The 14,959-nt window shown below is 38.4% G+C and carries 13 protein-coding genes; 7 read left to right on the forward strand and 6 right to left on the reverse strand.

All coding sequences use genetic code 11. The annotated features are described in order from the left end of the window. Positions 1 to 100: 100 nt before the first annotated feature. Positions 101 to 580 (reverse strand): Dps family protein, encoded by a 480-nt coding sequence (locus J4N46_RS02810; RefSeq protein WP_208058087.1) that lies wholly within the window; start codon positions 578 to 580, stop codon positions 101 to 103. Between the two features lie 199 nt (positions 581 to 779). Between J4N46_RS02810 and polA the strand changes: the two genes are divergently transcribed. From polA to J4N46_RS02840, 6 genes are all read left to right on the forward strand, one after another. Continuing rightward, on the forward strand, positions 780 to 3,569 hold the full coding sequence (polA, locus tag J4N46_RS02815) for a DNA polymerase I (RefSeq protein ID WP_208058088.1): 2,790 nt from the start codon (positions 780 to 782) through the stop codon (positions 3,567 to 3,569). 11 nt (positions 3,570 to 3,580) lie between these two features. After that, positions 3,581 to 4,414: an EcoRI family type II restriction endonuclease gene (locus J4N46_RS02820; protein ID WP_208058089.1), complete on the forward strand. Its 834-nt coding sequence runs from the start codon at positions 3,581 to 3,583 to the stop codon at positions 4,412 to 4,414. Position 4,415: 1 nt separating this feature from the next. Further along, entirely contained in the window at positions 4,416 to 5,381 is a 966-nt protein-coding gene (locus tag J4N46_RS02825) for an adenine-specific methyltransferase EcoRI family protein (protein ID WP_208058090.1), read from the forward strand. 15 nt (positions 5,382 to 5,396) lie between these two features. Continuing rightward, positions 5,397 to 5,918: a class I SAM-dependent methyltransferase gene (locus J4N46_RS02830; protein ID WP_208058091.1), complete on the forward strand. Its 522-nt coding sequence runs from the start codon at positions 5,397 to 5,399 to the stop codon at positions 5,916 to 5,918. 23 nt (positions 5,919 to 5,941) lie between these two features. Then, positions 5,942 to 7,243: a Na+/H+ antiporter NhaC family protein gene (locus tag J4N46_RS02835; protein ID WP_208058092.1), complete on the forward strand. Its 1,302-nt coding sequence runs from the start codon at positions 5,942 to 5,944 to the stop codon at positions 7,241 to 7,243. Positions 7,244 to 7,312: 69 nt separating this feature from the next. Beyond that, positions 7,313 to 8,227, forward strand: a complete 915-nt coding sequence (locus J4N46_RS02840) for a hypothetical protein (protein ID WP_208058093.1) — start codon at positions 7,313 to 7,315, stop codon at positions 8,225 to 8,227. Positions 8,228 to 8,358: 131 nt separating this feature from the next. Here J4N46_RS02840 and J4N46_RS02845 read toward each other — a convergent pair whose 3' ends face one another. From J4N46_RS02845 to J4N46_RS02860, 4 genes are all read right to left on the reverse strand, one after another. Then, positions 8,359 to 9,009, reverse strand: coding sequence for an HNH endonuclease (locus tag J4N46_RS02845; protein WP_208058094.1), 651 nt, complete (start codon positions 9,007 to 9,009; stop codon positions 8,359 to 8,361). Next, positions 9,006 to 10,235 carry an AAA family ATPase gene (locus tag J4N46_RS02850; protein ID WP_208058095.1) on the reverse strand — a complete coding sequence of 410 codons (1,230 nt, stop codon included), beginning with the start codon at positions 10,233 to 10,235 and terminating at the stop codon, positions 9,006 to 9,008. Before J4N46_RS02850 ends, J4N46_RS02845 begins: the two co-directional genes overlap by 4 nt. 197 nt (positions 10,236 to 10,432) lie before the next feature. Continuing rightward, entirely contained in the window at positions 10,433 to 10,912 is a 480-nt protein-coding gene (locus J4N46_RS02855) for an S-ribosylhomocysteine lyase (RefSeq protein ID WP_208058096.1), read from the reverse strand. Between the two features lie 59 nt (positions 10,913 to 10,971). Further along, the gene (locus J4N46_RS02860; RefSeq protein WP_208058097.1) at positions 10,972 to 12,654 is read right to left on the reverse strand and encodes an alpha-1,3-galactosidase-related protein; all 1,683 of its coding nucleotides are present in this window, start codon (positions 12,652 to 12,654) and stop codon (positions 10,972 to 10,974) included. A 266-nt stretch (positions 12,655 to 12,920) separates the two neighbouring features. On the opposite strand from J4N46_RS02860, the gene J4N46_RS02865 reads away from it, so the two are divergent. Beyond that, positions 12,921 to 14,039: a glycosyltransferase family 4 protein gene (locus tag J4N46_RS02865; RefSeq protein ID WP_208058098.1), complete on the forward strand. Its 1,119-nt coding sequence runs from the start codon at positions 12,921 to 12,923 to the stop codon at positions 14,037 to 14,039. A gap of 44 nt (positions 14,040 to 14,083) precedes the next feature. On the opposite strand, the gene J4N46_RS02870 is transcribed toward J4N46_RS02865, so the two are convergent. Next, the gene (locus tag J4N46_RS02870; protein ID WP_208058099.1) at positions 14,084 to 14,905 is read right to left on the reverse strand and encodes a leucine-rich repeat domain-containing protein; all 822 of its coding nucleotides are present in this window, start codon (positions 14,903 to 14,905) and stop codon (positions 14,084 to 14,086) included. Positions 14,906 to 14,959: the final 54 nt, after the last annotated feature.

The following is a 14,959-nucleotide window of genomic DNA, read 5'->3' on the forward strand; positions in this document are numbered from 1 at the left end:
AAATCGCCCTCACAAAATAAAACTTTTCGGACAGTCTCTCAATGATTAGTTTTAACCTTCAGTCCTTAGATTGCAATGCTTTCTAACGGACTAATTCCTTTTAAATCCTCTCGTTAAGATAAGATTTAAGCATCCATACGTTCTTTTCTTGTTCCACAACAAAATCACTGATAAGTGTATTAGTACCCTCATCGTTTATTTCGTCAGAGAAAGTAAGGAGTTCCCTTTCCAAAGGTAGTAAAGCACTAATAGTGTCAATTACCAAGCGTACTGTTTTCTCATCGTCAAAGATGTTTTCACCTACAGGTACAGTAGCGTGCTGTACATAGCTGCTTAGGGTATGGAAAGGCACGCCTCCAAGTGTAAGGATACGTTCTGCAATTTGGTCTACTTGTTCTTGAGCAGCTGTGTAAAGCTCTTCAAACTTTATGTGTAGTTCAAAGAAACGTTTCCCTTTGATGTTCCAGTGCACTCCACGAAGGTTTTGGTAATACGTTTGGTAGTTCGCCAACAAAATGTTTAGCAATTCCACTTCTTTTTCTACTTTGGCTTTGTCAAGCCCTAAGGTATTTAAACTCATAATATTTCTTTTTTTAGTTTTACGCTGCAAAGATAATAAGTTTTTTCTCTAAAAGAACAAAAAAATAATAGAAAATATTAATTTTAATATAATGAGAGCTTAGTATTTCTCCAACACCACTTTGGCACTCTATTTATCATCAGCTATTCGTCATTTGTCATTATTTTACTATCTTTGCGCTCTAAAAAACGTTACGGCTATGAAAAAACGTCTCTTCTTACTCGATGCCTACGCCCTTATCTTTAGGGGCTACTATGCTTTTATTAAGAACCCTCGTATCAATTCCAAAGGACTGAACACTTCTGCTATTTTGGGTTTTATGAATTCTCTTTTTGATGTAATGAAAAAAGAGCGACCTCATCATTTAGCAGTGGCTTTTGACAAGGGGGGAAGTGTAGCTCGTACAGAACTCTTTACCGACTATAAGGCTAACCGCGAAGAAACCCCTGAGGCTATCCGTATAGCTATCCCTTACATACATCAAATTCTCAACGCCCTGCATATCCCTATTATAGAAAAAGAGGGCTACGAGGCGGATGATATTATCGGTACTCTTGCCAAACAGGCTGAAAAACAAGATTTTGAAGTCTATATGGTTACCCCCGATAAGGATTATGCCCAGCTGGTGAGCGACAATATCTTTATGTATCGCCCTGCCCGCAATGGCAATGAGGTAGAAATATGGGGGGTGAAAGAAGTACAAGAGAAATTTGAAGTACAAAACCCTTTGCAGGTGATTGATTTTCTCGGTATGATGGGCGATGCAGTGGATAATATTCCTGGGCTTCCTGGCGTGGGCGAAAAAACCGCTAAAAAACTCATTGCCGACTTTGGCTCTTTGGAAAATCTTCTTGCCAATACCGACCAACTGAAGGGTAAGCTACGCGAAAATATAGAAAACAACAAAGAAAAGGGTATCCTCTCAAAGCAGCTGGCTACTATTATGCTCGATGTGCCCGTAACTTTTGATGCCGAAGATTGTAAGGTCTCTACTCCCGATTTTGAAGCGGTAGGAAAACTTTTTGACGAGTTGGAATTCCGTCAGTTATTAGTCAATTTTCAGAAAGTGTACCAACCAGAAGTGGTGGTGCAACCTAATCAGAATACTGCTCCTGCGCAGTTAGACCTTTTTGTACAAGGCGACCTTTTTGCTGAACCACAAATGGCAGCAGTAGAGAGAAAAACCGCTGCCAATACAGAACACTTGTATCAGTTGGTCGATACGCCTATGGCTTGTCAGTTGCTTTTGCAGAGCTTGTTGCAGCAAAAAGAGGTGTGTTTTGATACCGAAACTACTGCTATTGATGCTCTTGAGGCAGAATTGGTAGGTATTTCGTTTTGTTGGTCGGCTCATAAGGCTTATTATGTGCCTTTTCCAGCTGAAAAAGAGGCGGCTACTGCCTTGCTAAACGTTTTTCGCCCGTTTTTTGAACATAAAGATATCGCTAAGGTAGGTCAGAATTTGAAATATGACTTGAAGGTACTGCAAAACTATGGTCTTGAGGTACAGGGGGCTTTGTTTGATACGATGATAGCGCACTACCTTATCAACCCCGATATGCGCCATAATATGGATTTGCTGTCCGAAACTTATTTGGGGTATACACCCATTGCTATTGAACGCTTGATTGGCAAGGGGAAATCGCAGCGCTCAATGCGTACTGTCCCTTTGAATGAGGTGAAAGAATACGCTGCTGAAGATGCCGATGTAACTTGGCAGCTGAAAGATATTTTTAAGGCTGAACTGCCTAAAGTGAACGCTCAGAAAATATATACCAGCTTGGAAATGCCTTTGCTGAAAGTGCTTGCGGCTATGGAACGCGAGGGGGTAAATCTAGACGTGCCTTATCTGAAAGAATACGCCAAAACCTTAGATGCCGAAAGTGCCCAATTGGAAACTGCCATAGCCGAGCAAGCGGGAGAAGCCTTCAACTTGGGGTCGCCTAAGCAATTGGGTGATATTCTTTTTGAAAAGCTGAAAATAGATAGCAAACCCAAGAAGACGAAAACGGGGCAGTATGCTACTTCCGAAGAGGTGTTGGCGCCTTTTGCTGCTAAACACAAGATAGTAGCCGATATATTAGAATGGCGACAAGTGCAGAAGCTAAAATCTACCTATGTAGATGCCTTGCCTTTGGAGGTGAACCCTCGCACAGGGCGGGTGCATACTACTTATATGCAAACGGTGGCTGCTACCGGTAGGCTTAGTAGCAACAATCCCAACTTGCAAAATATTCCTATTCGTACGCCTCGCGGTCAGCAGGTGCGCAAAGCGTTTATTGCCCGTAATGAAGATTATATACTCCTTTCAGCCGACTATTCGCAAATTGAATTGCGCATTATTGCAGCTTTGAGCGAAGAGCATAATATGATTGAATCGTTCTTGCACGGCGAAGATATTCACCGTGCAACAGCAGCAAAAGTGTTTGGCGTGCCTTTAGAAGCGGTAACGCGAGAGCAGCGCAGCCACGCCAAAACAGTGAATTTTGGGATTATCTACGGAGTGTCGGCTTTCGGGCTTTCGGCTCAAACCGACCTGAGCAGGTCGGAAAGCAAGGAGCTGATAGATACGTACTACGCAACCTACCCCAATTTGCGCAATTATATCAATAAACAGATACGTTTTGCTCAAGAACACGGCTATGTAGAGACGGTATTGGGCAGACGCCGTTATTTGCCCGATATTCACTCGCGCAATCAAGTGGTGCGCGGAGCGGCTGAGCGCAATGCGGTGAATGCACCTATACAAGGGTCGGCAGCCGATATTATTAAAATTGCTATGATTCGCATTTATGAGCAACTGCAAGCGCAGCAATTACAAACGCGTATGCTGCTACAAGTGCACGATGAGTTGGTGTTTGATGTTCCTAAAAATGAATTGGAAGTGGTAAAACCGCTTGTAAAAGAAGCTATGGAAAATGCCTTTCAGCTTTCGGTGCCTTTAGTTGCCGATTTAGGTATAGGCAACAACTGGCTCGATGCGCATTAAAAAAATGTAATATGTCTAAAAAGAATCAATCAAACCGATTAACAACCCAACATACAGCATCAAAAGGGGTAGTAGGTATATTTGGTGCTGAATCGAAATGGCACGATCTAGCCGTAAGTGAGGTTTCTCAACTTGTAATGGAACAGCTTCAAAAAGATTTTCCATTACTCTCTTTTCGGTATAGAACAAGTGTAAAAAAGCAAGAAATAAATGTGGCTTTAAGAAAAATAGATGTGGCTTTAGGACAAACACTCTTTCTGCCTAATGCTAGTATTATTCCCGATGGGGGCTTGATAGAAGTGAAAGATGATAAAGGTAATTGGAGAATAATTTTAATATCGGAAGCTAAACATCAGGGTAAAGATATAGAGAATATTAGGGCAGGAAAATTGGTAGGAGTGAATGATGACCAAGACTTAATGCGTGCGGGGAATGCTATAGAAAGAGCTCATAAGAATATAGCCGAAATGGCTAATTTGATGTTAGCAGAGTCTCATTTTCCGTATGTATTGTTTTTAGAAGGTTCTAATTTCTTGACTGAAACTATTGAAGTAATACGCACTGATGGAAGAGTGGTAACACTTGAATATAATTCGGCTAAACTCAATAGATTGGATAAACTTACAGCAGCTAATTACGGAATGCCCATCAACACTAACTTATGTGAAAATAAATTTGTAAAACACAAAGATAAGTTGATTATGTTACAAGCAGCATCAATATATACACAAGGGAATGGTGAAAAATGGAATCCCCAAGCAATGTTTGATGTGATGCTTGTGGTCTCTAAAACTTCTTTGAAAGTATTAGGTAGTGAATTGTTTGTTCAATTAACTCAAAAATAAAATGGCACGAAAAGCGACAAATATCTTGTTACAAAAGGCTAAAAAATCTAAAAATGACGAGTTTTATACCCAACTTTCGGATATTGAAAAAGAGTTGCAATATTACAAGAGTCATTTTCAGGATAAGGTAGTGTTTTGTAATTGCGATGATCCATATACAAGTAACTTTTTTAAGTATTTTGTTTCAAACTTTAAGGAATTAGAGCTTAAAAAAGTTATAGCGGCTTGTTATAACGAACAAACACTTGATTTGTTTCAGCCTAAAGAAAAAGAAAAGGGTTTTTTTGCTGAATATAGCGGAGATGAAATAGAGGTGAAACAGTTTAAAGGAGATGGTGATTTTCGTAGCAAAGAAAGTATTGCATTACTTCAAAAAGCTGATATAGTAGTAACCAATCCTCCGTTTTCGTTATTTCGCGAATATGTAGCACAATTAGTAGCTTATAACAAGAATTTTTTGATTATAGGTAATATCAATGCGATTACTTATAAAGAAATCTTTAAGTTGATACAAGAGAATAAAGTGTGGCTGGGCGTACATTTTGGCAGAGGAATTTCAGGTTTTATAGTGCCTGAATACTATGAACTTTATGGTACAGAAACCCAAATAGACGCTTTTGGTAACCGAATTATATCTCCTAATAATTGCTTATGGCTTACAAATTTGGATAATTTTAAACGACACGAAGATTTAGTACTTACTAAAAACTATTTTGGCAATGAAAGCAATTATCCACAATACGACAATTATAATGGTATTCATATTGATAGAACGGAAAATATACCATTAGATTATACGGGGGATATGGGTGTTCCGATAACTTTTCTGCATAAATTTAATCCTAATCAGTTTGAAATTGTGAAGTTTAGAAAAGGAGATAATGAAAAAGATTTATCGGTAAATGGTAAAAGCCCTTATTTTAGAATATTAGTAAAGAATAAACGTCTTTCTTTTGTTAATTGTTAATTATCAATTTTATTTATGTACAAAACCTTTCCTAAAAAACGCTATCAAAAAACGTTGAGTATTTTAAAAAAATATGCTCCTCAGGGGAGTACTATTCTAGATGTAGGGGTGAAAAATCCTTTTACGGAGGTTATGCTCAAAGAGGGCTATAAAGTGCTGAATACTTCGGGGCAGGATTTAGACTTTCAAGCCGATACGCTACAGGCTTTTGAAGCCGACTTTACGGTTGCCTTAGAGATATTAGAACATTTGGTGAATCCGTTGGCGGTATTGCAACATATCCCTACTAAAAAAGTGCTTATCACGGTGCCTTTGCGCTTGTGGTTTGCTAAGGCTTATCGCAATACTTCCGACCCTCGCGACTGTCATTACCACGAGTTTGAAGATTGGCAACTAGATATGCTTATAGAAAAAGCAGGCTTCCGCATTATTTATCGCGAAAAATGGACGCACCCCGTAGGTAAAATAGGCTTCCGACCTTTGTTGCGTTATTTTACTAACAGATATTACGCTGTAGTGGCTGAAAAACTAAAATAATCACATCTATATAAATATAAAATATGACAAAAAAACTAACAATTGTAAGTATTATCCCGCTACTGATATTTGTAGCTATTTTCTTGAGCAGTGGTTTGTATTTTGATAACTTTTACTCGCTACCTGCTCCTATTATTGCACTTTTTGCAGTGGTGATAGCGCTTCTTATTTACAAAGCACCTATGAATGAGAAAATAGCGCTTTTCTTTAAAGGTGCTGGTGATAGCAATGTGTTGCAGATGTGTGTCATTGCTCTTTTGGCTGGGGCATTTGCATCGGTAGCTAAAGCCTCTGGTAGTATTGATAGTATTGTGAATATGGGTATGTACTACATTTCGCCTCAATACTTTCCTGTAGGTATATTTGTTATAGCATCGTTTTTGTCGTTTGCTACGGGCACTTCGGTAGGTACTATAATGACACTTTCGCCAATAGTTTTCAATTTGGCTACTGAAAGTCATTCCAATACCGCACTTATAGGGGCTTCGTTGCTTTCGGGGGCTATGTTTGGTGATAATCTTTCGCTGATTTCCGATACTACTATTGCCGCTACTCAGTCGCTGGGGTGTAAAATGAACGAAAAGATGAAAGCCAATGGTAAAATAGCCCTGCCAATGGCGCTACTTTCAATGGTAATACTCATTTTGATAGGCAACCCCGAAGCGCAAAACTTCACTCATAGCGAAGCCTACAACAACTTCAATGTAGTGCTTATCCTGCCATATATAGCGGTAGTAATCATTTCGCTTTTTGGGATAAATGTGTTTGTCTCGCTCTTCTTGGGGATACTCTTTGCGGGGGTAACAGGAATGGCTTATGGCAAATACGGCTTTTTAGACTTTACGCAGCACACCTATAAAGGCTTTATGGATATGGCTGATATCTTCTTCCTGTACTTTATCATCGGTGGATTGGCACTGCTGGTAGAGCATTTTGGGGGCATTCAGTACCTGATGAACTTGATTGCGAAGCGTATCAAAGGGGCATCTTCAGCATTGCTCGGTATGGGCTTTTTGGTAACCGTAGCCGATGTGTGTGTGGCTAATAATACGGTGGCTATACTTATTGTTTCAAAGATTAGCAAGCGCATCAGCGAGGAGTTTAAAATTCCGTTGCGCAATGCGGCTTCGGTGTTAGATATTTTTTCGTGTTACGCACAAGGGCTCATACCCTATGGAGCCCAAGTAATTGGTTTGTACCAATTTGCTCATACAATGGACTACGGAGAGCTGGTAATGTACTCTATTTATTTGCATCTGCTGCTGATAGGTACATTAGTATATATCAAGCTAAACACTCAGAAACCTTCTAAAACTAATCTTTAACTATTGTTTAACAACGAGAAATATAAAAAAGTATTACATTTGCAGGAAATTTAAAAAAAAAACGAACAGATGAAAAAGATTTTACTAAGCTTTTTAGCCACAGCTACAATTTTGGTGAGCTGTAACAAAAATGACGACACACCCAACAATCCCCAACAGAGCTCAAACTTGCTAAAGAAAATCATTGAAAAAGATGAAGAAGGCAAGATAGGCGAAGTGCGTGCGTTTACCTATAAAGATAACCACCTTACTACAATCGCTACTGATGAATACAATAATGGTGTACAAACAGGTACTACTATGATTACCACTTATAGCTATGAGGGGAACCTTTTAAAAGAAATGAAGACACCAGAAAGCGAAGTGAAATACTACTATGAAAATGGGAAGATTTCAATAAAGACTGAAAAGTATACACAGCGTACAGGTTATATTAGTAGCTATACCAACCAATACACCTATGAGGGCAACCAAATTGCTACTATATTGCGAACTCAGTCGGCAACTGTATTTGTAAATGGTGGTGCGCAAAGCGGTACAGCCCATTGGAAAAAACAATACACTTATAGTGGTAATACTATAACCGAAGTAGTAACCCATTATACTAAAGATAAAAATGGAGCTGTTATACAAAATTACTTTGGTTCTTATACTAAAACCACTGTTTATACCATTGCTAATGGTAATATACTAAAAGTAGTAAATGACGAAGAGACTACAGAATATGAATATGACAATCACCCTAATCCTTTATATGAAATACAACAGTTGGCTACTATAGAAGATATAGAACTATTGCTTGATGAGGAGAATACTAAAAATAACATTACAAAAGTTATTAGAACAGAGCAACGTTTATCAAAGAAGAAGGTAACGACTTGTGAATATCGTTATAACGCTGCTGGATACCCTATTGAAAATAAAGTATATAAAGAAGATAATGGGGTACGAGAACTTGAAGGTAGTGCCGAGTATCAATACTAAAAAGAATTACGCCAAAGGCTCAGAATAAAAAAAATCCCCGTGCTGGTTTTTAGCACGGGGATTTTTGTTTATTAAACCTAAAGTTTTGTGTTTTGGCAATAGTGTTGTAGGTTATAATTATAAATTGAGTTTTAGGAGTTTTTATTCCAAATAATATCTTGAGCAAATTCACGGAGGAGCTTAGGATTATTTTGTATGATCCAATACTTAAAACCCAAAAACTCTCGATTTATGGTTAATTCCTCTTGTAAAACAAGCCTTGTTTGTTCATTATCAGCTATCAAGAAGTTATTGATGGCTTTCTGAAAAACATTCATTTTACTGAGAAAATCTTCAAAAAAGCGTTCTTCTTTTGTTTTTCTCATTTTATGAGTGCCATTGAAAATTCTCTCTAAAAGAGAGAGCGTTTGTTGTACTTCTGTAGAAGCAGAAATACCTACCTGCTTAAAGACTGCTTTTTTATTGAGATAATCTAACTCTTGAGTAATAAGACTTTCTATAGGCTCTTGGGCAGGATTCAATATGTTGTCAAAGAGATTACTTTTCTTGCCATTACAATAACTACAAGATAAAAAAAGATTATGCCAATCGTATTTTTCTTCGGGAAAATGTTCTTGGCTATGAAGGTGTTCCACTTGGAAATCAGTAGTTAGCACTCGCTCACACAGATAACATTTACCCTGATGATCGGCGATAAGTTGCTGTTTTACCTCTTCAGAATCATATTTTTTTTGAACACTTAAGGATTCAGGTGATGTTGTTTTTTTGAATACTTTTATCATACTTCCAAAGAGTTTATAACAGCTATATATTGGTTCTTCAAGCGAAGGTATTCGCCTACTATCAAGGGAGAAACAACTTCGGGGATTTTATCAAAATCATTGATAAGGCTTTTTAGTTCGCTTTTTTCACTGCTCAGGAGTGTTTCCTTTTCTAAGAGCTTTTTGAGCTTATCCAATTGCATTTCGGCATAGCTAGAAGAGGTTCTTACCCCAAAATATCCCTCTGCCAAAGATTCATACGAATATTCGGTAAGATCATCTACCAACTCTTGGTGCTCTAAATCAAAAGCAATGGCATTACCTATAGAGTTTAGTACAAAAGGAGAATGGGTAGTAACGATAAATTGTATGTTGGGGAATAGCTGGGTGAGCAAAGGTAATACCAAGCGCTGTAGTTCTAAGTGCAAATGCGTTTCTACCTCATCTATCAGCACGATTCCTTCCTGCTGGTAAGCTCTAGTGAGGGTGTCCTTGCGCTGCATTTTTAGGATAAGGTCTATAATGATTTCCAGCACAGCCGCAAAACCATCAGACATTTCAGTAAATTTAAATGTTTTGCCTTGGGTAAGTATCTGAAAAGAATAATCTTTGTAATTAAATAGCAACTGAAGCGCATCATCTTGAAATACTTTCTTTAGAAGTATTTCAAAATCAACAAACCAAGTTTTTATGATATCAGCTTCTCTATCTAAATTTTCATTACGAGCTAAGGCTTCTTGTATTTTAAGGTCGGACAAAAAGTTTAGGAACTCCCTTGTAGCGATTTCTTTAGTATTCCATACTTCTTTAATAGCGGGTTTGGTAGGGTTTAGGGGTTCATTAATCACTACCTTTCGGTTAGCTTGATAGAAAGCAATGATAAATTCCCCTTTTTGGTATTTACTTATAAAGTCATCTATATTGTAGAAATCAACTTTTACTTCACCAAAATAAAAAGCATATTGTTTTTTGTTGTTTTCCAACCATTTCTCATCATCAACGCTATTGCTTCCATTATTTAGCTTATCTTCATAGTATTTTATATACTGTTCATAGCTTAAAAAAAAATTATAAGAGTTATATGCTATTTTATCGAAAAGATTAGCTATAGCCTGAAGTACAGAAGTTTTCCCGCTCCCATTTTTCCCAGTAAGGATAAGATGAGGGTAAGTGTCATTCTCTATAGGAATGTCTATGTTCTGAAGGTGTCGTATCTTATTGATATGTATTTTGTGGATATATCTCATAACAGACTGAAAAATGTTTGTTTTTGCAAATGTACAAAAATATATTAACAAATATGTGTTTTATTGCTTTCTAAATTATAATAATCTAATTGTTACCTAACTTCTAGGTTGCCTTCTTTTTGATGAGGCTGTCCTAAAAAGTTTAAAACAAACTTTTAAGACAGCCTCATTTTTATTTACAGTGCATAAAATTCTTTTTAAGCAGGGTAGTTCAGATTTTCATCTGTAAGGTGATAGAGTGTTTCTTCCAAATACTTTTTAGCTTCGTATTTAGCCATAGGCAAGTTGTTGTTGTAGAAATTGCCGCATTCCATAGCCGAAGCACCAGGGATTTCCCCTTCAAAAGCAGCGATATATTCAAAAAGTTCGGTGATGAGCGGGGCAATATCTCGTGAAGTATAGTCGCCAGCCAAGATAAGGTAATTACCCGTCATACAGCCCATTGGTCCCCAGTAAATAATTTTATCCTTCCACTGAGGGTTGTTGCGCAGCCAAGTGGCAGCAAGGTGTTCAATCGTATGTATTTCGGGGCTGCCCAATACAGGTTCGCGGTAGGGTAATTTCATACGAATGTCAAACGAAGTAAGCACTTCATTGCCTACGTAATCTTTACGTGATACATAAATGCCACGAGCGAGTCGCAAGTGGTCTATACAAAAGCTTGCAATTCTATCCATATAGTTTGATGTTTAGTGTTTAAGGCACAAAAGTAGTAAATTAATTGATAAAAAAAGTATTATTCATTAATCATCACATTTTTTCCACGTTCTATCTTAAAGCGTTCTTTATTCCAGTGGAATGGTTTAAAGTCGTGGTTTTTGATGATTGTATTATTCTTATAAATAACATTTTCTACTGATTTGGCGTACAATATAGGCTCGTCAAAAGTCTCAAAAATATTATTTTTTATACGAATGTTGGAGTGAAAGTATTTTTTTTGCTGCTCCAAGTTAGGTATTTCAGGATAAATAGAAATAATTGCATTTGTAAATTGATAGTTAGCCGTCAAAGCGTTTACAAAGCGATTGTGAGCGATAGTAACATCCCTACAAGCACCCGTTTCGTACCAACCATTGCAGTCGCCACAAAGCAAAATCGCCGCTCCGTGAGTGTGATCAAATAAGTTGTGAGAGCAAATTACCTTTTTGGGCGTACTAAACAGCGCCCCACGTGCCCTATTATTTCGGATAATATTATGCGAAAAAATCACTTTAGGAGTAAGCGTTAGGTTTTCTATTCCGCAATTTAATTGCCCCGATATTTCATCTGGAATTTTTTCAGAAAAACGAATTTCAAATGTTTTAGCTCCCTTGTCAGAGGCACTATCAGTAGCTTTTATAGCCTCAATACGATAGGTTTTGTCGCCTATGGTTTCCATAGTTTCGGCAGCTACAAATTGTACTTCATCACCCGCTTTCCCCCAACTAAATCCCCACGATTGAGGGTGCATATACCGAGCCGTGATGCTATGACTTGATAGCCGTTCAATCACTTTTAGGTAAGTTCCGTGCACGTTGATAGCATCATCAGCCATTCCCTCATAAAGTCCTTTTTCTGAACGAATAGTTCCGCTACACCCCGAAAAATGAGTAGCATCGGCTTGAGTAGTAAAAAAACGCTCCGACCCCTGCTTGATTGCTACTTCAAAGCCTTTGAGCGAGATGTTTTCAGTCAGCTGCGCTAGGAGTCCCATTCCGTAGGCGTTGTGTACTTTTACATTTTCTAACTTTATGTTTTTGCTATCAGTGATAAATATAGCAGGGGTAGGGCGCAGGTAGTTGCGCAGCACCAAGCGTTCATCTTTTTTCAAATAAGGCTTAGCACCCATCCCCTCTATTTGCAAAACATTAGGAGCCAATTCCTTTACATTGGTGGGCTCAAAAGGCAATTCAACCCGTTGGTAAGTCAGGTGTTTGTTAGGAGCAAAGAAAATACCGCTCACAGGGATATCTTCGTAATCTTCGCCATAAAATAGCAATTTGCCGTCTCTTACCTTGTAATTACCCTCAGGAAAAAGTTTCCCAACAATCGTGTTGTTTAGCGAATCCACTTCGGTAATGTGCAGTTGGCGCATATGAGGAATCGCAAAATCAATTGAAAAATTTTTAAGAGTAACATTGGTGCAATGATTTAGTACTATCGGCAGGATAGTGCCGTGAAATACAAAGTCGCTACCATTGCCGTCAATTACCACATTATGAGCATTTTCCAAGTATAAAGCTACTTTTTTAGGGTTTGTTTGGTCGTGGTTAGAGATGTATAGTTCTTTTTCGCAAGTTTCGGACAAGTGGAAGTTGTAAGTGTCTTTTTTTAGTGAAAAGCGTTTGTGTTGCTGAGTGTCAATTTTAGAAGGGTGAGTAACCGAAGTTTTACAAGCTACAAGAGCACAGCACATTAGTATGGCATAATGTATTTTCATAAGGTATATTTTTGTGGTTTGTATTTTTTCAGGCTACAAAGATAGGAGAAAATTAGAGAATTAGCAAATTGGAGAATTAGCAAATTAGGAAATTAGAAAATTAGAGAATTAGCAAATATACCATTAAACACATATCCCCAGCGAACCTTGAGCGAAGGATGAGCGAAGGATGAGCGAAGGATAAGGGGAGGATAACGCTTGTGCGGCTCGCACTGAAGAATAAACATTATTTTGTATCTTTGCCCCATCAAAAAATAAATCAATTAATGAACATCGCTTTAGACGCTAAACGCGCTTTCCACAACACACGCGGGCTCGGTAACTATAGCCGAGACCTTATCCGTATTCTGCAAGAACACGAAATAGGTCATCTATACCTATTCAACCCTCAAAAACGCAAATTTTTAGGGGTGAAAATAGATAACAATACTACCGAAATTACGCCTCAATCCTTCTTCTGGAAAAAGCTGAAAAGCCTATGGCGCAGCCTGAAAATTACAGCAATAGCTCGTGATTTGCCTATTGATATCTATCACGGACTTTCGGGCGAAATTCCTCGCAATATTCATCGCTACATTCCCACAATAGTTACCATTCACGACCTCATCTTTATGCGCTACCCGCAGCTCTATTCCTTTTTTGACAGAAAAATGCACTACCGCAAGTTTCTGTACGCTGCCCACAACGCCCAGCATATCATCGCCATTAGCGAACAAACCAAGCAAGATATCATTCACTATTTAGGCGTTCCCGAAAATAAAATAAGCGTTGTTTATCAAGGTTGCCATAAAGCCTTTAAGCAAACCTATACCGAAGCCGAAAAAGCAGCAGTACGCACCAAATACCAGCTGCCCGAACGCTTTGTGCTAAATGTAGGCGCGATAGAGCCTCGCAAAAACGCTCTCGAAATAGTAAAAGCAATTGCTCCTTTGCCGGACTTCTCACTGGTGCTGGTAGGCAAGCAAACGGCTTATTACCAGCAAATAAGAAACTATGCCCAGCAGCACCATATGGAACACAGAGTGCAAGCCCTCAAAGGCGTAACGATGGAAGAATTGGCGATTATCTATCAGCTATCTGAGGTGTTTTGTTATCCTTCGGTATTTGAAGGGTTTGGTATTCCTATTATTGAGGCGCTCTTTTCGGGCGTTCCTATAATAACCACACAAGGCAGCTGTTTCCCCGAAGCGGGGGGCGAAGGGAGTATTTACATTTCGTTGGATAATGCAGCTGATGAGATACGCGAGGCGATACAGCGCATCAGTAGCGACCGTGTTTTGCGAGAAGAGATGATAGAGAAAGGCTATGCCCACGCGCAGCATTTTACTGACGAAGCCGTATATCAGCAGCTAATGGCAGTATATAAAAAAAACGAACAGCTATAAACTGTTCGTTTTTTTATGTTTTAAACTTTTTGGGGACTGCCCGTTTATGGTTTAGGGTGTATTTTAGCAGCGTAAGTACTCCATTTGGCGGCTGTTTTATAATCATTTACTGATATAGCAGGTACATAGATATTAGGGATTTGGTCTGCATTCAAGCCAAAGAAGATATCATCACCTAAAGTAGGAGGGTTGAGCGCATCAATAGTAATGCTTTGCAATGCGCTACAGTATCCGAAAACAAGGTCATCAATCTTTTCTACAGAAGCAGGTAAGAATACTTTAGTAAGAGCTCTACAGCTAGCAAAAGCTACTTCGCCTATTTGCTTAACTTCTGAGCCTCTTAAGTCTACTTGTGTAAGAGCCTGACAAGAGTGAAATGCACCTTTACTTATAACCCCTACTTTCCCAAAAGTTACTTCTTTTAGATGGTAGCAATTAGAAAACATACTATTAGAAATTTCAGTAGTATAAGGCAATTGTACAGATTCTATATCTGAGAAATAGAAAGCTCCTTTGCCGAAAACTACATTAGAGGTAGTGTTAAACTTTACACCTCCTGTAAGTTTTGTGCCTGCAAAAGCACTTTCACCTATTTCTTTCAAACTATTAGGAAATACAATAGAGGTAAGATTTGAACCTTTGAAGGCTTCAAATCCTATAGTGTTTACTCTTTGCAGCTTGCTGTCAGCTTGCATATCAAGAGTAGTGGTGCTGCTGTTTGTCCATTTCACTAAAGTAAGTCCGTCTGCGTTTAATTGATAATCGCTGGCAGGCACATCGTTTTTGTTTTTGTTGTCATCGCTTTTACTACAACTTGCAAAAGCTAAAACAGCTAAAGAAGCTGCTAAAAAAATGCTTTTTTTCATATTGATTTATTTTTACAATAAAATTTGCAGCAAAAGTACAGCTTATTCCCCAAA

Source organism: Capnocytophaga bilenii, from assembly GCF_017565765.1.
GTDB lineage: Bacteria > Bacteroidota > Bacteroidia > Flavobacteriales > Flavobacteriaceae > Capnocytophaga > Capnocytophaga bilenii.